Raw genomic sequence first — 19,037 nt, 5'->3', positions numbered from 1 at the left:
TGGCGAAGGCGGCAGCGACAGCCAATCTCCCCCTTGCGGGGGAGATGTCCGGCAGGACAGAGGGGGTGCGAAGGAACGCCAGCGTTCCTTCTTGCCCACTTTCATTTCGGCCACTTTCTGAGAACGCAATGGCTGCCGGTTGAGACGCTGGCGGGACAGCACCCCCCTCTGTCCTGCCGGACATCTCCCCCGCAAGGGGGGAGATCAGCCCTCGCCTCGGTTTTCGCTAATCGCCAGCGCGGAGTGGCCTGAGCATGGGTCACGACCTCGTTCCATCGCGTCAGCGCAAGAATGCAAAGTCCATGCGTCGCGTCATGACCGATGCCGAGCTGAAACTGTGGAATGAGTTGCGGGCTCACCGGCTGATGGGGATAAGCTTTCGCCGACAGGTACCGATTGGACCCTACATTGTCGACTTCGCCTGTTCGGCCCACCACCTCGTAGTCGAGATTGATGGCAGTCAGCATGCCGACGTAGAAGATGCAGAACGCGACAAGGCACGCAGCGCTCAATTGAGTGCCAGTGGCTGGACCATCCTGCGCTTCTGGAACGACGACGTCATCCGCGATATCGACAATGCCTGCCAGCACATCGTCATCGGGGCCGGCTTGGCCGGCGCCGACGTGCCGGCGCCAGCAAGGGAGGAGCTTGTTTCATGATCGACCATCTCGGCATCAATGTCGCCGACTTCGACGCGTCGAAAGCCTTTTATGACCAGGCGATAGCGCCGCTTGGCGCCTCGCTGATCTACATGGTGCCACTGGAATATACCGGCGGCGCCAAGGTCGGTGGCTATGGCCGCGACCGGCCGGTGTTCTGGCTGCAGGCCAGCGATGACAAGCCGAGGACCCATCAGCACGTCGCCTTCACCGCGCGCAGCCGCGCCGAGGTCGACGCCTTCCATGCCGCGGCGCTCGCCGCCGGCGGCAAGGACAATGGCGGGCCGGGGCTGCGCCCGCATTATCACCCGGACTACTACGGCGCCTTCGTCTTCGATCCCGACGGCAACAATGTCGAGGCGGTCTGCCATGTGCCCGAATGACTATGAAACGGAGTGAGACGCCATGAGCCTCGACAACCGGCCGATCCACACCGGTGGGTGCCAGTGCGGCGCGGTGCGCTTTCGCGTCGAGGGTGCGCTGGGTGACGCCTCGATCTGCCATTGCCGCATGTGCCAGAAGGCGTTCGGCTCATTTTACGCACCCCTGGTCTCGGTGCGTGGCGCCAAACTCGACTGGACGCGCGGCGAACCGAAATATTTCGCCTCGTCCAGCCATGTCGATCGTGGCTTTTGCGCCAATTGCGGCACGCCGCTGACCTTTACCGCGCCCGACGGCATCGGCCTCGCCATCGGCGCCTTCGACAATCCGGCTGATATCGTGCCGCTGATCCAGTGGGGCACGGAGGCAAAACTTCCCTATGTCGATACCATCCCGCAATTGCCGGGCGAGGACACTATGGCCGACATGTCGTCGGCGCCTTATCTCGCCGAGCTCGTCTCCTACCAGCATCCCGACCATGACACCGAACAATGGCCGCCAGAGGAAAAGTTATGACCGATGAAGTTCGAACCGGCGGCTGCCAGTGCGGTGCCGTGCGTTTCCGCATCAAGGGCAAGCTCGGCCGGGCGTCCATCTGCCATTGCCGCATGTGCCAGAAACAGTTCGGTTCGTTTTTCGGCGCGCTGGTGACAGTGCCCAAGGATGGCGTCGAATGGATGCGCGAAGAGCCCACCTATTTCCAGTCGTCGGTCAACATCGATCGCGGCTTCTGTGCCCGCTGCGGTACACCGCTGACCTATCGCCAACCTGGCGCACTGGAGATCGCCATCGGCGCCTTCGACGACCGCTCCGATCTGGCGCCGCAGATCCAGGTCAACTACGCGGTCCGATTGCCTTGGGTGGAAACGATCTTTGACCAGCCCATGCATCAGGATCCGGATTTCTACTCCCGCCAGGAGCAGATCATCTCCTTCCAGCATCCCGACCACGAAACCACGGACTGGCCCGCGCACGGCCTGAAGATATGAGCAATGAAATGAACAGTGAACTTCGTACTCTTTATCCAGAGATCGAGGCGTTCGAGTCCGGCATGCTCGATGTCGGCGACGGCCATCATATCTACTGGGAGCGCTCCGGAACCAGGGGCGCCAAGCCGGCCGTTTTCCTGCATGGCGGTCCCGGCGGCGGCTTCTCGCCAAAACATCGGCAATTGTTCGACCCGAAGCTTTACGACGTCATCCTGTTCGACCAGCGCGGCTGCGGGAAATCGACACCCAACGCCTCGCTCGAGGCCAACACCACCTGGCACCTGGTTGCCGACATCGAGCGGCTGCGTGAGATGTGCGGCTTCGAAAAATGGCTGGTGTTCGGCGGCTCGTGGGGCTCGACGCTGGCGCTGGCCTATGCCGAGACGCATCCTAATCGCGTCAGCGAGCTTGTCGTGCGCGGCATCTACACGCTGACCCGCGCCGAACTCGAATGGTACTATCAGTTCGGCGTCTCCGAGATGTTCCCCGACAAATGGGAGCGTTTCCTGGCGCCAATTCCTGAAGCCGAGCGCGGCGACATGATGGCCGCTTACCGCAGGCGGTTGGTCGGCGCCGATGGCAAGGCGCAGCTGGAAGCCGCCCTTGCCTGGAGCCTGTGGGAAGGTGAGACGATCACGCTGCTACCGGAGCCGGAGACCAGCGACAAGTTCGGCGAGGACGACTTCGCCATCGCCTTTGCCCGCATCGAGAACCACTATTTCGTCCACGCCGGCTGGCTGGAGGAGGGGCAGCTTCTGCGCGATGCCTATAAGCTCGCGGATATTCCCGGCACAATCGTCCACGGCCGCTACGACATGCCGTGCCCGGCGCGCTATGCCTGGGCCCTGCACAAGGCCTGGCCGAAGGCGGATTTCCACCTCATCGAAGGCGCCGGCCATTCCTATTCGGAGCCGGGGATTCTGGATCGGCTGATACGCGCGACGGATGGGTTTGCGGGGAAATGACAGCGCGCGGCACCCCCCTCTGTCCTGCCGGACATCTCCCCCTCAAGGGGGGAGATTGGCTGTCATCGGCGCTTTCGCAAATCTTCATCGCTGCGGGAAAAGATCCGACGCTAAAGCTGCCGATCTCCCCCCTTGAGGGGGAGATGGCCGGCAGGCCAGAGGGGGGTGCTCGCGCGCCAACAGAACAATGACCAAGCAACGCCTCTATCTCTTCGACACAACCCTCCGCGATGGCCAGCAGACGCCGGGCATCGACTTTTCCGTCGAGGACAAGATCGCGATTGCCAAGCTGCTCGACGAGTTCGGCATGGACTATGTCGAAGGCGGCTATCCCGGCGCCAATCCGACCGACACTGCCTTCTTCCAGCAGAAGCGCACGGCGAAGGCAAAGTTCGTCGCCTTCGGCATGACCAAGCGGGCAGGCGTGTCGGCGTCCAACGACCCGGGCCTGGCAGCGCTCGTGCAGTCCAAGTCCGACGCCATCTGCTTCGTCGCCAAGAGCTGGGACTATCATGTCCGCGTCGCGCTCGGCTGCACCAATGAGGAAAACCTCGACTCCATCAAGGCTTCGGTCGAAGCAGCAATCGCCGCGGGCAAGGAAGCGATGGTCGATTGCGAGCATTTCTTCGACGGCTTCAAGGCCAATCCGGACTACGCACTGGCCTGCGCCAGGACTGCCTATGAAGCCGGCGCGCGCTGGGTGGTGTTGTGCGACACCAATGGCGGCACGCAGCCCTCGGAAGTGCGCGCCATCGTCGACAAGGTCATTGTTTCAGGCATTCCGGGCGACCATCTCGGCATCCATGCCCATGACGACACCGGCCAGGCGGTGGCCAATTCGCTCGCCGCCGTCGAGGCCGGCGTGCGCCAGATCCAAGGCACGCTGAACGGCATCGGCGAGCGCTGCGGCAACGCCAATCTGGTCTCGATCGCACCGACGCTGGCGCTGAAGCCGGCCTTCGCCGATCGGTTTGAAACCGGCATCTCGGCCGAGGCGCTGACCGGGATATCCCGGCTTTCCCGCGCCTTCGACGAATTGCTGAACCGTGCTCCGGAAGCGCAGGCGCCCTATGTTGGCGCCTCGGCCTTCGCCACCAAGGCCGGCATCCATGCCTCCGCACTGGCCAAGGAGCCGGCGACCTATGAACATGTGCCGCCCGAGGCGGTAGGCAACCGCCGCCGCGTTATGGTTTCGGACCAGGGCGGCAAGGCCAATTTCCTCGCCGAGCTGAAGCGGCGCGGCATCGATGTGCCCAGAGACGACCATCGTCTCGATGCGCTGATCTCGGTGGTCAAGGAGCGCGAGGCCGAGGGCTACGCCTATGAGGGCGCCGATGCCTCCTTCGAGCTGTTGGCGCGCAAAATGCTGCACGGCCTGCCGGAGTTCTTCAACGTCACTTCGTTCCGCTGCATGGTCGAGCGCCGCTTCGATGTCAACGGCCAGTTGAAGACGGTCTCCGAAGCCATCGTCAAGGTGATGGTCGAGGGCGAGGAGAAGATGTCGGTGGCCGAAGGCCACGGCCCGGTCAACGCGCTCGACATCGCGTTGCGCAAGGACCTCGGCAAGTTCCAGAGCGAGATCGCCGACATGGAGCTCGCCGATTTCAAGGTGCGTATCCTCAATGGCGGCACCGAGGCGATCACTCGCGTCCTGATCGAATCGCATGACGGCACCGGCGCACGCTGGTGGACGGTCGGCGTGTCGGAAAACATCATCGACGCCTCCTTCCAGGCGCTGATGGATTCGATCGTCTACAAGCTGATGAAGAACCGCGACATGGCGGGATTGGTGGCGGCGGAGTAGGGTTGCAAGACGTGGGTTTCCTCGCCACCCGAAGTGGGGCGAGGAACTGGCGCCGCCCCTTGAGCCATCAGCGGAAGTCCATTGATCCATCATAATTTTGCGATGGTTTTGGATGGCCCACTGGGCCATAGCGTTTGCCATGGCCAGCGACACGATCCAGCCCGACGCCGACTCCAAAGCCCGCAGCGGCTTTCTCCTCGCGCTCGGCGCTTATCTGCTATGGGGTCTGTTGCCCTTCTACATGAAGGCGGTTGCGCATCTGCCGCTGATCGAGGTGATCGCCCACCGCATCGTCTGGTCGGTGCCGATTGCTGCTGCAGTGCTGGTCTGGGCCGGCCGCACAGCCGATTTCAAGGCGGCGATCCGCTCGCCGCGCAGCATCGCCATGGCGGCGCTGACGGCGACCCTGATCTCCGTCAACTGGGCCATCTATGTCTGGGCGATCTCGGTCGACCGCACCGTCGAGACCGCGCTCGGATACTACATCAACCCATTAGTTAGCATCGTCGTCGGCGCGTTGTTGCTCGGCGAGAAGCTCGACCGGCTGCAGATCGCGGCCGTGTTGCTGGCGGCGGTCGCAGTTGCCGTTCTGACCGTCGATGCCGGCAAATTGCCTTGGGTGTCGTTGGCGCTGGCGTTTTCCTTCGCTGCCTATGGGTTCTTCCGCAAGACGCTGCCGATCGGCCCGAGCCAGGGCTTTCTGCTCGAAGTGCTTTTGCTGTCGGTGCCGGCGCTTGCCTACATCGTCTTCCTGGTCGTCAACGGCCAGGACCATTTCATCTCCAGCAACGGCACCGATATGGCTTTGCTCATCGGCTGCGGCCCAGTCACCTCGGTGCCGCTGCTTCTGTTCGCCTTCGGCGCCAAGCTTCTGCGCCTCTCCACCATCGGCATCATGCAGTACATCGCACCGACCATGGTGTTCCTGATCGCCGTGCTGATTTTCGACGAGCCGTTCGGCACCACGCAAGCAATTGCCTTCGCGCTGATCTGGGCGGCATTGGCGATGTATTCCTGGTCGATGTTTCGTGGCCGTGAAATCCGCCCGGTGGCGTTGGCCCCGAAGTAGGGAGCCTTTCGATGTACGTGCTGCATATCGCCAACAAGAACTATTCGTCATGGTCGCTGCGGCCATGGGTGCTGATGCGCACCCTCGACATTCCGTTCGAGGAGCAATTGACGCCGTTTCCGACCGGGCCCAGTTTCGATCTCTACCGGGCGTTCTCGCCCAGCGGGCGCGTGCCTTGCCTGGTGGATGACGGCTGGGCTGTCTGGGATTCGCTGGCTATTGCCGAGTATCTCGCCGAGCGCCACCATGGTGTGTGGCCTGCTGAGGCCAAGGCGCGAGCCTGGGCGCGCTCGGCCGCCGCCGAAATGCATTCTGGTTTCACGGCCTTGCGCGGCGCATGCCCGATGAATTGCGGCTTGCGGGTGAAACCGTTGCCGATGTCGGACGCGCTGAAGCAGGATCTGTTCCGTTTGGGCGATCTCTGGAACGATGGCCTTGCCCTGTTCGGCGGGCCGTTCCTTGCCGGCGGCCATTTTACCGCCGTCGACGCCTTCTTTGCTCCGGTGGCGTTCCGTGTGCTATCCTATGGGCTGTCTTTCGAAGGGGCAGCTGCAGCCTATCCCCCGCAATTGCTTGGCCTGCCGGCCATGCAGGAATGGTATGCCGCGGGTCTCGCCGAGACCTGGCGGGAGCCGGACCATGAGGCGGAGGTCGCTGCCGCCGGCACCATCGTCGAGGATCTTCGCGCTACGGCGTGATGGGCATTCCAGGAAAAGCGCGTCGCGTTCCCTTGGGAATTGAGTGAAAACAAAGGGATCGAGGCGTTACGTCCGCCCGAGCCGCCTTACGAACATGTAGGTCGCCGCGGCGATCACGATCGAAACCGCCGAGACCACCCAGAAGCCCATCGGCGTATTGACCATGGGCAGGCCACCGACATTCATGCCGAACAGGCCTGATATGATGGTCATCGGCAACAGCACCGCCGTCATCACCGACAGCACATAGAGCAGCTGGTTGGACTGCATTGTCAGCTTGGCCATCAACTCGTCCTGCAGCAACCTTGCGCGTGCCTGCAACTGCTCGCCGTCGTGATAGAGCGTGTGTGCCCGGTGCGAGAGCCTTGTCGCCATGTCATTGATCCGATCGGGCAGCTCATTGCGATGCGAATGGTCGAGATGGCGAAAAAGGTTTGTGAGCGTCGCCATCTGCCGGTGGATGACCACCAGTTGACGGCGCGCCTCGACCAGCGACTGCCGCTCGCCGTGCCAGGCATCGCGCACGATACGGTCCTCGATGCCGTCCAGCGTATCGCCAAGACCGTGGAGCTCGGCCGCCATGCCGTCGAGCGACTGGCCCATGACCGCTTCGACCAGGTCGGCGGGGGAGCGGAATTTGCGCGAGCCGCTCTCCACCGCCTTGCGGATGAGATCGACCGATTCCAGTGGCTGCTTGCGCGCGCCGATCAGCGTCTTGTCGTTGAGCGCAAAACGGAAATGGCCGAGCCCGCGCGCTTCCGCCGAATAGTCGTGGCGCAGATCCGGCAGGTCGCCATAAAGCCAGGCATCCTCGAGATCGATGTGGCAACCCTGGCTGGCGCCGAGGAAAGCTTCGCGCACCGGCCCGGGCAGAGCCTGCTCGGCGGCGATCTCATGACGGGCGCGCAGGTCGGACAGCTGGTAGCTGCGCCATGTCCATGCAACCTCGGCCGCGTCCTTGGTGCGCAGGCCCTCGGCGGTGAAATGGTAGATGAAGAACAGCCCGTGCTCGTCGGGCAGGTAAGGCGACAGGCCTTCCGCGTTGAGAGCAATGTTCACGGCTCGCCTCGCCAAGAAATTTCGACCAGGTTCAGATTTCGACTATGCCGACGCGCGGATGCCGACCCGTCCTTCGTAACACGAGGGAGGCGGGTTCCGTGTGACGGTTTCTTGACAGGCGATCACAGTTTGTCGAGCAGCGTTTAGAGTGTTTGCTGCTATCGCCGACGAATGGAGCTCACCCATCGCAACGGTCCCGTCAATCGCCATCTGCGTGACGCAAGCGCCGCATCGCGCTCCGCCACCAGGTCGTCTCGGATCCTGGCCAGCGCGCTACGCTCGGCTACGAGGCCGTCTTGGCCCAGGGCGAGCGCGTCACGCTCCGCCATGAAGCTGTCTCGGGCTTGTATGAGGTCCTGCTGGGCGTGAGCAAGCGCATCACGCTCCGCCATGAAGCTGTCTCGGGCTTGGATGAGGTCCTGCTGGGCGTGAGCGAGCGCGTCACGCTCCGCCATGAAGCTGTCTCGGTCTCGGATGAGGGCCTGTTGGGCGTCAGCGATGGCGTCACGCTCGACGATGCCCTTTCCCAGTTCGCCGTGTAGCCGTTTAGCGGCCAGGTTCCCTGCGGCAACGGCCTTGCCAACCACATCGCAGCTCTCATCGAACGTCGCCCGCACCGTGTCGAGCTGGTCGCGCAAGTCTTGGCTGTCGCCTTCAGACGCCATACTGCGCAAAATGGCATAGGCGCTGCGGACTAACGGCGTGGCATCCGGATGGTTTTGCAGATCAGCGACCGAGGCCCGCTGATGATGCAGATCCTTGTCCAGGAACTCGGCGATTGCGGCGTCGGCGTGATCGGACGTGACAGGCCAGACGATTCCGGTCTCCCTGGCCGCGCGGTCCATCTGATGTCGCCAGTCGCTCAACAGGTCTTCGTGGCGCAGGATACAGCGCGGCATGTGTCGCGAATGATGCTCCGCTTCGAGCACGTGCCTGAGCCACAGCATGAACGCTGTCGGCGGTGCCATTTGATCCCGTTCCTGCAGCGAACAGGCGACTTCGAGCGGGTTGCGAACAGGCAGAAATGCGATCGGGTCAATCCTGAGATCGGCCAGGATCGAGGCTATGAAGGGAAGGAACCGGCAGATCCGCGGATCCTTGACGAAAAACAGGGGGGCATCGCCGAACTCGCTGGCAATGATCGCCGTCATCATGGGCCGAAATCGCTCGGCTGCCGGCGACTGCAGCCACTGCCGATCTAGCGGCAGCCAATCTTGCCAGGAGGAGGCGGCCGCCGTGAGCAGGTGGTCGTCGGCGATGGTGAGTGGGGTACTTTCCCAATGTCCCTTGGGATTGTGGAGGCTCCCGGGCAGCAGATGTTTCGGCGGCGTGGCTCCATGCGCGGCGACGAGGGCGCCGAGCGCCGAGGTGCCGCTGCGGTGCATTCCGAGGACCAGGATCGCCGTCCTTGGTTCCGACGCGATCTCGCCCTTCGCGGCCGTCAATCGCTCGCGCGGATTCATCTCCCCTTTGTCTCGCTCTCCAAATTTCCGTTCCCGCCCAATGTTCTCCGATAACCAACTGCGAAGCGGGCTGCAAATGGAAATCGTCGCCAACGTGCTTACATTGCGCACAAGACGGAGCTCAAGAAAAGCTGGACAGATCGAAGTCAGCTGCCCCAACGCTACAGATCCTTGCCAAGCAGATGCAGTCGATCAGTGGCTTCGCATTGGACTTCTGCTTCTGGGCCAGGCTGGCCTTGTTGCTGTCGCCGATCCAGGTGTTGCCCAGTGTTTCGTAGCCGGCAGCCTTGAGCGCCAGCACGACGCGGCGCAGTTGGTGCGCCAGGCCGACGACACCAACCGGGCTCAATTCCTGGCCGCCTGCGCCAAGTCCGGCTTCGTCCTCACATCTTATCAATCACCGACTGCACGCCTTCCGTCGGCGCATCGACCGACGACCCCGCCACCATGATGGCGGCGACGATGGCCTCGGGGTCTTCGACCACCAGCGGCTTGACCCGTTGCGCGGTGTGGATGAAGCCTTCGCTGGCCATATGGTCGAGCAGCGCCAGCATCGGATCCCAGAATCCTTGAACGTTGGCGAAGACGATCGGCTTGCGGTGATGGCCGAGCTGGCCCCAGGTCATGATCTCGACGATTTCCTCGACCGTGCCGATGCCGCCGGGCAGCGCCACAAAGGCGTCGGATTTCTCGAACATCTTGTGCTTGCGCTCGTGCATGTTGTCGGTGATCAGCAACTCGTCGAGCCGGTCAAGCGCGGTTTCGGTCGCCTCCTTGTTGATGAGGAAGCGCGGAATGATGCCCGTTACCTTGCCGCCGGCCTTGAGCGCGCCTTCGGCGACTGCGCCCATAATGCCTTTGGTGCCGCCGCCATAGACCAGCCGCAGGCCGGCTTTGGCGAGCGAGCGGCCAAGCAGGTGCCCGGCCTTGGCATAGATTTCATCGCGGCCCGGAGACGAGCCGCAATAGACGCAGACGGATCGAATCGTGTTCATTCGTGATTGGTGATTGGGTCTGAATGCGGGGTCAAGCCCCAAGGGCTGACAAGCCCGGGCTTTTTCTTGTCGGTGCCGGCAAAACACGCTAGACCGGCTTCAGGTGGCTAAGGGGTAGGGGAAATATGGCTGTTAATCCATTGAAGGCGTTTCTGTTCGCGGCGGGTGGGACCGTCGCGGTCGTCGGAACCGCCTATGTATCGGGCGCACTCGACCCGTATCTGAATCCCACGCCGCCGGCCGCGATTGCATCGCTGACGCCGCCGGCTGAAAAGCCGGCCGATCCGGGGACCGAGGGAAGGCTGCCGCCGGCGCCCGCCGCGCCCACCGATGCCAAGGCTCCCGCAGCACCCGCGCCTGCCGACGCAACGGCTCCCGCGACCGAAGCTGCGGCTCCGGCGGCACCTGCCGCGCCCGTTGCTGCCCCAGCAACCCCAGCACCGGCCGCGGCCGGCCCGGTTGCGCCGAGCTTCGACGTCGTGCGCGTCGAAAGCAACGGCTCGATCGTCGTTGCCGGCAATGCTGCGCCCAATTCGAAGATCGAGATCCTCAACGGCTCCTCGGTGCTTGGCTCGACTGTCGCCGGTCCGGACGGCGCCTTCGTCATCGTTCTCGACGATCCGCTGAAGCCCGGCGACTATACGATTGCGTTGCGCGCGACGGCCGGCGATGTGGTTACCCCTTCCGTGCAGACCGCCGTCGTTTCGGTTCCCAAGGACGCCGCCGGCCAGGTGCTGGCGATGGTCGAGGAACCCGGCAAGCCGGCCGAGCTGCTTAGCGTCCCGGCGCCTGAGACCAAGCCCGCGGCACCGGCCGCCGGCGATCAGGCCGCTGCCCCAGCCGCTGAGGCGCCTGCTACGGCTGCGCCTGCCGTGGTCGCGGCAGCGCCTGCCGCTCCCGCTGAAACGGCACCTGCTGCTCCGGCTGTGGAAACCGCAACTGCCCCTGCAGCGCCAGCAGTACCTGCAGCGCCGCCGGCGGCAGCCGTGGCTGCACCCAAGATCGTCGTCGAGGCGGTCGAGATCGACGGCAACAAGATCTTCGTCGCCGGTCTGGCTGACGCCGGCCGCAAGGTGCGCGCCTATGCCAACGATATCCTGCTTGGTGATGCGGTGACCTCGCCCGACGGTCATTTCCTGGTCGAGGCGACGCGAGACATCCCGGTCGGCAGCTACACCATCCATGTCGACGGTCTCGACGCCGACGGCGTGAAGGTCGTGGCCCGCGCCGCCGTGCCGTTCGAGCGCGAACCCGGCGAAGCGATCGCCGCCGTGGCGCCCGCGGAGGCCAAGCCCACCGAGACCAAGCCCACCGAGACCAAGCCCGCCGAAGCAAAGCCTGCTGAGCCGGCCGCACCGGCTGCTGCCGAAGCACCGGCCGCTCTGAAGCCTGCGGCGCCAGCCACTATCGCGGCTGCCCCTGCGAAGCCCGCACCAGCTGCTGCCGCATCCGCACCAGCCGCACCGGCGGCTGAAGCGCCGGCTCCGGCTGCCCCGGCGGTTGCCGGGGCACCTGCGGCACCGGCAGCGCCCGCCGCTGAGGCTTCAGCCGTCGTCGCGGCGGCAACGCCCGACGTGCCCGAGACGGTGGCGCCAAAGCTCGAACATGCCGACGGCGCGGTCATCATCCGCAGGCACGACACGCTGTGGCGGATCTCGCGGCGCGTCTACGGTCACGGCGTGCGCTTCTCGACCATCTATCTCGCCAACCAGGACCAGATCAGCGATCCCGACCGCATCTGGCCGGGGCAGGTGTTCAAGGTTCCGGAAAAGTCCAAGGAAGGCGAAGCCGCCGACCTCAAGGCGATGGGCGAGCAAGTGACGACGGCGCAGACGAAGACGCAGTAGTTTGGCGATTGGCTAATCTCCCCCCAAGTGGGGGAGATTGCCGGCAGGCCAGAGGGGGTCGCCGCGCATAGAACGCCGACCTTCTCTTTGCTGCAAACGACGTTGCGTCAGGACGTACCGACCCCCTCTGTCGCCTTCGGCGACATCTCCCTCTCGAGGGGGGAGATTAGGTCGCTCTACCCATCGGGTTAGCTTGCCACGCACCCGTTCATCGTCTATCGCCGATGAACGATGGCAGACTCGCTCGCTGAACCAGACCACGCAAACTGCGCACCGCCCCAAAGCCGCGCCGTTGCCGCGAGCTTCGCCGCACTCTCGCACCCGGCGCGCATCGAGATCCTTAGACATCTCTCGGCCAGCAATTCCTGCTGCTGCCGCGAGGTGGTCGATCATCTCGATCTGGCGCAGTCCACCGTGTCCCAGCATCTGAAGATCCTGGTCGAAGCCGGGCTGGTCCGCTTCGAGCCCGACCGCCAGCGCTCGCGCTATCAACTCGACCGCGCCGCGCTCGCCGACGTTTCCGCATCGCTGACCGCACTCGTCAATTCCTGCTGCTCCGGCCGCTGATCTCTCACCAAAAGGCAAGAAAAGTGGCAGAAAAAACCGTTTCCGATAGCTCGACCTTCGGCACCTTGCGCAATCTGTGGCCCTATATGTGGCCGGCCGACCGCCCCGATCTCAGGGCACGCGTCACCTGGGCGACGCTGCTTCTGGTCGTTGCCAAGCTGACGCTGGTTGCCGGGCCCTATTTCTTCAAATGGGCGACGGATGCCCTGGCCGGCGACGCCAAATCGCCGCCGCCGCTGCCATCTTTCCTGCTGGCGCCGGTGATGCTGGTCGTCGCCTACAATGTCGTGCGGCTGGTGCAGCTTGGCTTCAACCAGCTGCGCGACGCGCTGTTTGCCCGCGTTGGCCAATATGCGGTGCGCCAGCTCGCGTTCCGCACCTTCGTTCACATGCACCAGCTGTCGCTGCGCTTTCACCTCGAGCGCCGCACCGGCGGCCTGTCGCGCATCATAGAGCGCGGCACCAAGGGCATCGAGACGATCGTGCGCTTCATCATGCTGAACACGGCGCCGACCATCCTCGAATTCGCGCTGACCACCGGCATCTTCGCCTACACCTATGGCTGGAAATATGTGGTCGTGGTGGCGGCCACGGTGTGGCTCTACGTCTGGTTCACGGTTCGCGCCAGCGACTGGCGCATTTCGATCCGCCGCGACATGAACGACAGCGACACCGACGCCAACACCAAGGCGATCGACTCGCTGCTCAACTACGAGACCGTCAAATACTTCAACAACGAGGGTATGGAGGCTGAGCGCTTCGACCGTTCGATGGCGCGCTATGAAATGGCGGCGACCAGAATATGGACCTCGCTCGGTTGGCTGAATTTCGGCCAGGGCATCATCTTCGGTCTCGGCACCGTCATCGTCATGTGCATGTCGGCGCTGGAGGTGCAGGCCGGCACGCAGACGGTCGGCGATTTCGTCTTCATCAACGCCATGCTGATGCAGCTTGCGGTGCCGCTCAATTTCATCGGCTTCATCTACCGCGAAATCCGCCAGGGGCTGACCGACATCGAGCAAATGTTCGACCTGCTCGATGTGCCGCAGGAAATCACCGACAAGCCGGATGCCAAGCCACTGGCCGTTACAGCCGGCAAGGTCGAGTTCCGCGACGTGCATTTTGCCTACGATCCCAACCGCAAGATCCTGAAAGGTGTCTCCTTCGAGGTGCCGGCCGGCAAGACGGTGGCCATTGTCGGACCGTCCGGCGCCGGCAAGTCGACGATTTCGCGGCTGCTATTCCGCTTCTACGACGTCCAGGGTGGTCAGGTGCTGATCGACGGCCAGGACGTCAGGGATGTGACCCAGCAGAGCCTGCGCGGCGCGATCGGCATGGTGCCGCAGGACACCGTGCTGTTCAACGACACCATCGCCTACAACATCCGTTACGGTCGCATCGGTGCCAGCGAAGAGGATATGCAGAAAGCCGCCGAGCTTGCCCAGATCGGCCCGTTTATCGAACGGCTGCCGGAAGGTTATCGCTCGATGGTCGGTGAGCGCGGGCTAAAGCTGTCGGGCGGCGAAAAGCAGCGCGTGGCGATTGCCCGCACGATTTTGAAGGCGCCGCCGATCCTGATGCTCGACGAGGCGACCTCGGCGCTGGACAGCCACACCGAACAGGAAATCCAGGCCGCCCTCGACCTGGTCAGCAAGGGCCGCACCACCATCGTCATTGCGCATAGGTTGTCGACGGTGATCACCGCCGACGAGATCATCGTGCTCAAGGACGGCGAGATCGCCGAGCGCGGCACCCATGCCGAGCTGATGCAAAAGCATGGCCTCTACGCGTCGATGTGGGACCGCCAGCGCGAAGCGACAGAAGCCGAAGAGAGGCTTCGAGTTGCACGCGAGAGCGATGAGCTGGGTGTGGTTGTGCGCAGGCGGACTTCGGAGGTGAGCTAGGCGGCGGAGCGCCGATCTCCCCCCTTGAGGGGGAGATGTCGCCGAAGGCGACAGAGGGTCGCCGCGCGTGGAGCGCTAACCTTCATCGGTCGCAAGGGGGGCGCATCCAGTCGAACCGACCCCCTCTGGCCTGCCGGCCATCTCCCCCTCAAGGGGGGAGATATGCAGCGTCGTCGCCATCATCACCACCGAAAATTTCCCCTTGACCTCAACCTAAGTTGAGATCGCAAACCGTTCCTGAGCCACCGAACCCAAGTCGTTCAAGAACGGAGACAGATTGAAATGGATCAACTCAATCAACAGTTTACCAGTGAAGCCGTGTTCAGGGTCGACAAATTCGTCGTTCCTGCCGAGGCCCGTGAAGAAATCCTTCGCAAGGTCAGGGCGACTCATGAATTGCTGCGTCTGCAGCAAGGCTTCGTCCAGGATTTCGTGCTCGAGCAATTTTCGGGTCCGGGTGAGTTCAACCTGGTCACCATTGTCGAATGGGAAAACCAGGCGGCCGTCGACAATGTCGTGCCGATCGTCAAGGCGGCCCACGAGCGGGCGGGCTTCAACCCGCAGGAGACCATTGCCCGGCTGGGTGTGAAGGCCGATATCGCCAACTATCAGCGTCTGCCTGAGATGTAGGAGGGCCAGCCCGTGCCAGGTGCTGGCGCCTCGACGCTCAGCACCTGGCCGGTGCGGGCATCGCTGATCATGTTCTCGAAACCACGCCATTCGGCGGCGACGATGAACAGTGTCGTGCCATCCGGCCCGCCCAGCATGCAGGCAAAGCAGCCGCGATCGGCATCGACTGTCTGCAACACCTCGCCACCTTCGCGCACCCGCACACAGCGTTTGTTGGGAACATCCGCATACCAGGCAGTTCCTTCGGCATCGAGGCAGACGCCGTCGGGAAAGCCATCGAGATCGGCCCAGACCCGGCGGTTGGAAAGCCCGCCATCCTCCGCGATATCGAAGGCGGTCAGCCGGTTGGCATGCGACTCCGCCACGATCAGTGTCCTGTTGTCCGGCGTCACCGCCATGCCGTTGGCGAAAGCGATGTTCTCGGCCACTTGTCGAACCGAGCCGTCCGGCGTGATCAGCACGATGGTGCCGGGCCCGAAATGCTCGCCCGGTGCAGGCGCCGACCCGCCGCCATTGACATAGATGTTGCCGCGCCCGTCGACGACGATCTCGTTCCACGGGCTGTTTGACAGCGACCGAAGATCGGAATGGGTGGCCAGCGTTCCATCCGCCTCCTGCCGCAGCAACAAGCCATCCCGACCCGAGACGATCAGCAATCGGCCATCCGGCAACCAGTCGATCGAATAGGGCAGGATGGCCGGCACGGTGAGCATCACCTGGTTCCCGCCGTCCTCATCCACCGCGACGATCTCTCCGGTTCCCCAGTTGCAGAGCCACAGGCGTCCGTCGTGCCAGCGGGGAGACTCTCCGAAAGCGAGGCCTTCTGTAATGACCTTGGCGTTCAGGGCGACTGATTTCGAGGATGGCATCTCTGACCCTGGTTTGTCGACTCGCCGCAATTCGGCATTGTCGCGAAGCGCTTTCCTGCCAAGGACGTATGAATCTGTGGCGCCCCGACACCGTCGACAATTTCGGCAAACCATCGTGCGGATGCCTCTGGATCAGAGTGCCTTTAATCCTTGAGGGCAGCTGATATTGTCGCGTCGGAAATAACCCGTTCGCGCAAGTTTTGCGACCAAGAGAGTATTTTCGATGTTCGGTTTCTTTTCCCGCAAATCCAAGAAAACGTCCGAGAAGTCGGCATCAGATTCTGGAAAGCAGTTGGAATTCGGCCTGCCGTTGCCAGTCGTCGTACTGCGTTCGAACGTCGAGGATCCTGATGAAGAGCCGTTTTTTCTCGTCTTCGCTGTCATGCAATTCGTCACAGCGATGGTTTCCAAAGGACTCTATCGTTATCCCGAAATCGACACCAAGGCGATGCAGGTCCTTCATGCCGACTCGTACTCTTCGGAGGTAAAGAACGGCGGCCATAGTCAATTCATCCACAATGCCGGGCAGGAAATCGGCGCCATGATTGCCAACGCACGAGCTGGACTCACTGCTTGTGGCGCAAAGGGCCAGCTTGCGACTTTGGAAAAGATGTCCAGCTGGATTGCAGACCATCCCAACGAAGCCGCCCAGCAGACGGGCTTCGAGGGCGGGCGGGATGATTTTCTCGATACACTTGATCATGCGTTCTACGTTGCGGATGAGGCCGCGCCCATGGAAAACCTTTTGGCGCGCTGGATCGCGTCATGGCCTGATCTGCAGTTGTCGATAGTGACGATTACGACGACGTCATACACCGGCTGGTGATGGCCAATCCGAAGCGCGAAGGCAGGCTTCTTCATAAGTCCGTTGGCAACTTGGCAGGCCAGATGATCTTGAGCTGGCGCGATGTCGGGGCCGGCCTTGCCTGCGCCAAGATCGCGCCGCCCGAGATCAAAATCGCGTTCGGCATGGCAAGGATGCTGAACATAGAAGGAGAGAAACAGCTGGTTTTTCAACTTCAGACCAGCGCGAAGAAGACCCGACTATGCAGTGCGACGGAGACACACGTCACGGTCTACGAGTACATCGCTCCAGAAGAGTTGCTTGTCATACCGCCAGGCGAGAGCCCGCTAGCGGCTAACGCCCCGAAAGTTGGCGCCAAGCTTGGCATTGCTGAAGAGCCCGAGATCACAGCGGTCATTGAGCTGGCGGAACAATACCATGCTCCCGCCGCCGTCGACCTCCTGCTCCGCAAGGCAGGCTTCGACCCGACGGATGCCATCGTTTCTGCGAATTCGGTGGTGCAGAAGGAGGAAGGAGCAATCGTGAATTGGGTGGTGCTGGCATCAGGCCAAGTCTTCCTTTTCCAATCGTTGCGGAACGGCGGTGTCCTCTTGCGCGGCAAGGATGATGAAAGCCTCGCTGAGGCCGCTATGGCCGAGCTCAATGCCCACTTTTATCGCTCCGCTGCGGCGGGTTAGCGACAGCAAGCCTACTTTTTCTCCGTCAGGAAGAACGTGCCATCGGCATGGCCGTTGGCACCGCATGACAGGGGCTCCGATCTGCCATCCTTGCCGGCGCCCTGCTCGACGACAAGCGCATCGCCGTCGCGTCGGAAGGTAAAGACAAAACCGGTTGGGTTGTCGTTGTCGACGGCACGGTCGACCAGCCGCAGAGTGTTGCGCTCCTCGACCGTGCCGTCGATCTCGCATGACCCACTTCCCGAGACTGGATTGGAAACGACATCTTCCGAGATTTCGACCTTGCCTCCGCCAACAGCCTTGATGTCGACGCTGCCGCGCACGCTGCTCCATGTGCCGATCAAACCTGCATCGGGGGGCTTGCGTATGCCGGACAGGAAGGTTGCGCGGTCGCGCAGGAATTCGCCGAGATCGAAAGTCTGTTGGTTCTTGGGCGAACTTTCGTTGAAGCCGGCGATCTGGTCGCGATACGCGATGAAATCGCTTTGGTCGTCCCGCAGCGCCTTGCCGGCATGAGCATCGAGCCTCTTCAGCAGCGCGGTATAATTCTTCGCGACGTCGGCATCGGCTTGCGCCAGGACCGGATCGGCGCAAATGGCCTTTTCCGCCACGCTGGCGGCCTTGGCGCAGTCGAAGGATGGCTTGCCTTGCGCAACTGCGTGGTCGCTCGCTGCCACAAGTACGGTCAAAACGGCACCCACGGCTGACGATCGTATGGCAACAAGATACGTTTTGCCTGAATTTGGCGCCATGGAAGTCGGCCTTTTCGCCGCGCGTTCAGCCGGCGTTGGCCCGAATTCTGGCGGCAAAGCAGCCGACAGGCAAGCACGTCACCGTTTCTGCCGGCTGCGGACGATGCGGCCTTGCCCAATGTTGCGTTGCGGCAGCGGAGCCTTTCCGGTATTGAGGCCGGACCTGAAACAGGGACCGCCCCCATCCCATGAGCCCCATCCGATGAGCCTTGTCGATTCGATCAAGAATGCCTTCGTTCCGATCCATCGCGAGGGCTATCCGTTCATTGCCGCCTTTGGTGCGGGCACGCTGTTCCTCGGCTATTTCTCCTCGGTGCTGTTCTGGATCGGCCTGATCCTGACCGCCTGGTGCGTCTATTTCTTCCGCGATCCCGAGCGTGTCACCCCGGTCGACGACCGGCTGGTGGTTAGTCCCGCCGACGGTGTCATCTCGGCGGTCGGCCCGGCCGTGCCGCCGCGCGAGCTTGGCCTCGGCAACACCGAGATGACCCGCATCTCGGTGTTCATGAACGTCTTTTCCTGCCATGTGAACCGCGCTCCGGTGCGCGGCCGCATCACCAAAATCGAGCACCGGCCGGGCAAGTTCCTCAATGCCGAACTCGACAAGGCAAGCTCGGAGAACGAGCGCAACGGGCTGGTCATAGACAGTCCCAACGGCATCGTTGTCGCCGTGCAGATTGCCGGCCTGGTGGCGCGCCGCATCGTCTGCTGGGCCGAGACGGGCGGCTCCATTGCCGTCGGCGAACGCTTTGGCCTGATCCGCTTCGGCTCGCGCGTCGACGTCTTCCTGCCGTCGACCGCGGTGCCGCGCGTCGCCGTCGGCCAGACGGCGGTCGGCGGCGAAACCGTGCTCGCCGAATTCGGCGGCGTCGCCGCAACCCCGCTCGTCAGGATTTCGTAAGCG

General features: G+C 63.0%; 21 protein-coding genes. 15 read left to right on the top strand and 6 right to left on the bottom strand.

All coding sequences use genetic code 11. The features are described 5' to 3' along the window. Positions 1–254: 254 nt before the first annotated feature. The 8 genes from NKL04_RS15140 (at position 255) to NKL04_RS15105 (ending at position 6,565) form a co-directional block, all read left to right on the top strand. Positions 255–659, top strand: coding sequence for an endonuclease domain-containing protein (locus tag NKL04_RS15140; protein WP_023698663.1), 405 nt, complete (start codon positions 255–257; stop codon positions 657–659). Further along, positions 656–1,042, top strand: a complete 387-nt coding sequence (locus NKL04_RS15135) for a VOC family protein (protein WP_023702701.1) — start codon at positions 656–658, stop codon at positions 1,040–1,042. Before NKL04_RS15140 ends, NKL04_RS15135 begins: the two co-directional genes overlap by 4 nt. Positions 1,043–1,064: 22 nt before the next feature. Then, a complete protein-coding gene (locus NKL04_RS15130; protein WP_023702702.1) occupies positions 1,065–1,556 on the top strand; it encodes a GFA family protein in 492 nt (163 codons plus the stop codon). Further along, the gene (locus tag NKL04_RS15125; protein WP_023687309.1) at positions 1,553–2,029 is read left to right on the top strand and encodes a GFA family protein; all 477 of its coding nucleotides are present in this window, start codon (positions 1,553–1,555) and stop codon (positions 2,027–2,029) included. Before NKL04_RS15130 ends, NKL04_RS15125 begins: the two co-directional genes overlap by 4 nt. A gap of 8 nt (positions 2,030–2,037) precedes the next feature. Beyond that, positions 2,038–2,994, top strand: coding sequence for a prolyl aminopeptidase (gene pip / locus NKL04_RS15120; RefSeq protein WP_023702703.1), 957 nt, complete (start codon positions 2,038–2,040; stop codon positions 2,992–2,994). 187 nt (positions 2,995–3,181) lie between these two features. Beyond that, entirely contained in the window at positions 3,182–4,798 is a 1,617-nt protein-coding gene (gene cimA / locus NKL04_RS15115; RefSeq protein WP_023702704.1) for a citramalate synthase, read from the top strand. 139 nt (positions 4,799–4,937) lie between these two features. Then, positions 4,938–5,867 carry an EamA family transporter RarD gene (rarD, locus tag NKL04_RS15110; protein ID WP_023673577.1) on the top strand — a complete coding sequence of 310 codons (930 nt, stop codon included), beginning with the start codon at positions 4,938–4,940 and terminating at the stop codon, positions 5,865–5,867. A gap of 11 nt (positions 5,868–5,878) precedes the next feature. Then, positions 5,879–6,565, top strand: coding sequence for a glutathione S-transferase family protein (locus NKL04_RS15105; protein WP_023673578.1), 687 nt, complete (start codon positions 5,879–5,881; stop codon positions 6,563–6,565). 66 nt (positions 6,566–6,631) lie between these two features. On the opposite strand, the gene NKL04_RS15100 is transcribed toward NKL04_RS15105, so the two are convergent. From NKL04_RS15100 to NKL04_RS15085, 4 genes are all read right to left on the bottom strand, one after another. Then, the gene (locus NKL04_RS15100) at positions 6,632–7,624 is read right to left on the bottom strand and encodes a transporter (protein WP_023684466.1); all 993 of its coding nucleotides are present in this window, start codon (positions 7,622–7,624) and stop codon (positions 6,632–6,634) included. Positions 7,625–7,782: 158 nt separating this feature from the next. Then, positions 7,783–9,087, bottom strand: a complete 1,305-nt coding sequence (locus NKL04_RS15095; RefSeq protein ID WP_023702706.1) for a sulfotransferase family protein — start codon at positions 9,085–9,087, stop codon at positions 7,783–7,785. Between the two features lie 121 nt (positions 9,088–9,208). After that, entirely contained in the window at positions 9,209–9,436 is a 228-nt protein-coding gene (locus NKL04_RS15090) for a hypothetical protein (protein ID WP_023673581.1), read from the bottom strand. Positions 9,437–9,470: 34 nt separating this feature from the next. Further along, positions 9,471–10,082, bottom strand: coding sequence for an LOG family protein (locus tag NKL04_RS15085; RefSeq protein ID WP_023673582.1), 612 nt, complete (start codon positions 10,080–10,082; stop codon positions 9,471–9,473). A 125-nt stretch (positions 10,083–10,207) separates the two neighbouring features. On the opposite strand from NKL04_RS15085, the gene NKL04_RS15080 reads away from it, so the two are divergent. From NKL04_RS15080 to NKL04_RS15065, 4 genes are all read left to right on the top strand, one after another. Then, positions 10,208–11,929: a LysM peptidoglycan-binding domain-containing protein gene (locus NKL04_RS15080; RefSeq protein WP_352723804.1), complete on the top strand. Its 1,722-nt coding sequence runs from the start codon at positions 10,208–10,210 to the stop codon at positions 11,927–11,929. 231 nt (positions 11,930–12,160) lie between these two features. Further along, positions 12,161–12,496 (top strand): ArsR/SmtB family transcription factor, encoded by a 336-nt coding sequence (locus tag NKL04_RS15075; RefSeq protein WP_023703210.1) that lies wholly within the window; start codon positions 12,161–12,163, stop codon positions 12,494–12,496. A 23-nt stretch (positions 12,497–12,519) separates the two neighbouring features. Further along, a complete protein-coding gene (locus tag NKL04_RS15070; protein WP_023703211.1) occupies positions 12,520–14,400 on the top strand; it encodes an ABCB family ABC transporter ATP-binding protein/permease in 1,881 nt (626 codons plus the stop codon). 282 nt (positions 14,401–14,682) lie between these two features. Further along, positions 14,683–15,030 (top strand): antibiotic biosynthesis monooxygenase, encoded by a 348-nt coding sequence (locus NKL04_RS15065; RefSeq protein WP_352443824.1) that lies wholly within the window; start codon positions 14,683–14,685, stop codon positions 15,028–15,030. Here the strand turns inward: NKL04_RS15065 and NKL04_RS15060 are convergent. After that, entirely contained in the window at positions 15,009–15,899 is an 891-nt protein-coding gene (locus NKL04_RS15060; protein WP_023703212.1) for an SMP-30/gluconolactonase/LRE family protein, read from the bottom strand. The genes NKL04_RS15065 and NKL04_RS15060 overlap by 22 nt on opposite strands. 223 nt (positions 15,900–16,122) lie before the next feature. Between NKL04_RS15060 and NKL04_RS15055 the strand changes: the two genes are divergently transcribed. After that, positions 16,123–16,725: a DMP19 family protein gene (locus NKL04_RS15055; RefSeq protein WP_352723803.1), complete on the top strand. Its 603-nt coding sequence runs from the start codon at positions 16,123–16,125 to the stop codon at positions 16,723–16,725. After that, positions 16,725–17,381 carry a hypothetical protein gene (locus NKL04_RS15050; RefSeq protein ID WP_023703214.1) on the top strand — a complete coding sequence of 219 codons (657 nt, stop codon included), beginning with the start codon at positions 16,725–16,727 and terminating at the stop codon, positions 17,379–17,381. Before NKL04_RS15055 ends, NKL04_RS15050 begins: the two co-directional genes overlap by 1 nt. Positions 17,382–17,392: 11 nt before the next feature. Here the strand turns inward: NKL04_RS15050 and NKL04_RS15045 are convergent, their stop codons facing one another. Next, positions 17,393–18,070 carry a lysozyme inhibitor LprI family protein gene (locus NKL04_RS15045; protein WP_352723802.1) on the bottom strand — a complete coding sequence of 226 codons (678 nt, stop codon included), beginning with the start codon at positions 18,068–18,070 and terminating at the stop codon, positions 17,393–17,395. Here NKL04_RS15045 and NKL04_RS15040 point away from each other — a divergent pair. Next, positions 17,976–19,034: a phosphatidylserine decarboxylase gene (locus NKL04_RS15040; protein WP_348528079.1), complete on the top strand. Its 1,059-nt coding sequence runs from the start codon at positions 17,976–17,978 to the stop codon at positions 19,032–19,034. The genes NKL04_RS15045 and NKL04_RS15040 overlap by 95 nt on opposite strands. Positions 19,035–19,037: the final 3 nt, after the last annotated feature.

The organism is Mesorhizobium sp. C264A, assembly GCF_040324515.1.
Lineage (GTDB): Bacteria > Pseudomonadota > Alphaproteobacteria > Rhizobiales > Rhizobiaceae > Mesorhizobium.
Note: the sequence above shows the minus strand (reverse complement) of the source record. Positions and strands in the feature narration are given on the sequence as shown.

Bases quoted from the DNA above. Each gene is read 5' to 3' on its own strand.
- NKL04_RS15140 (WP_023698663.1), top strand. From the start codon at position 255: ATGGGTCACGACCTCGTTCCATCGCGTCAGCGCAAGAATGCAAAGTCC.
- NKL04_RS15135 (WP_023702701.1), top strand. From the start codon at position 656: ATGATCGACCATCTCGGCATCAATGTCGCCGACTTCGACGCGTCGAAA.
- NKL04_RS15130 (WP_023702702.1), top strand. From the start codon at position 1,065: ATGAGCCTCGACAACCGGCCGATCCACACCGGTGGGTGCCAGTGCGGC.
- NKL04_RS15125 (WP_023687309.1), top strand. From the start codon at position 1,553: ATGACCGATGAAGTTCGAACCGGCGGCTGCCAGTGCGGTGCCGTGCGT.
- pip (WP_023702703.1), top strand. From the start codon at position 2,038: ATGAACAGTGAACTTCGTACTCTTTATCCAGAGATCGAGGCGTTCGAG.
- cimA (WP_023702704.1), top strand. From the start codon at position 3,182: ATGACCAAGCAACGCCTCTATCTCTTCGACACAACCCTCCGCGATGGC.
- rarD (WP_023673577.1), top strand. From the start codon at position 4,938: ATGGCCAGCGACACGATCCAGCCCGACGCCGACTCCAAAGCCCGCAGC.
- NKL04_RS15105 (WP_023673578.1), top strand. From the start codon at position 5,879: ATGTACGTGCTGCATATCGCCAACAAGAACTATTCGTCATGGTCGCTG.
- NKL04_RS15095 (WP_023702706.1), bottom strand. From the start codon at position 9,087: ATGAATCCGCGCGAGCGATTGACGGCCGCGAAGGGCGAGATCGCGTCG.
- NKL04_RS15085 (WP_023673582.1), bottom strand. From the start codon at position 10,082: ATGAACACGATTCGATCCGTCTGCGTCTATTGCGGCTCGTCTCCGGGC.
- NKL04_RS15080 (WP_352723804.1), top strand. From the start codon at position 10,208: ATGGCTGTTAATCCATTGAAGGCGTTTCTGTTCGCGGCGGGTGGGACC.
- NKL04_RS15075 (WP_023703210.1), top strand. From the start codon at position 12,161: ATGGCAGACTCGCTCGCTGAACCAGACCACGCAAACTGCGCACCGCCC.
- NKL04_RS15065 (WP_352443824.1), top strand. From the start codon at position 14,683: ATGGATCAACTCAATCAACAGTTTACCAGTGAAGCCGTGTTCAGGGTC.
- NKL04_RS15060 (WP_023703212.1), bottom strand. From the start codon at position 15,899: ATGCCATCCTCGAAATCAGTCGCCCTGAACGCCAAGGTCATTACAGAA.
- NKL04_RS15055 (WP_352723803.1), top strand. From the start codon at position 16,123: ATGTTCGGTTTCTTTTCCCGCAAATCCAAGAAAACGTCCGAGAAGTCG.
- NKL04_RS15050 (WP_023703214.1), top strand. From the start codon at position 16,725: ATGGCCAATCCGAAGCGCGAAGGCAGGCTTCTTCATAAGTCCGTTGGC.
- NKL04_RS15040 (WP_348528079.1), top strand. From the start codon at position 17,976: ATGGCCTTTTCCGCCACGCTGGCGGCCTTGGCGCAGTCGAAGGATGGC.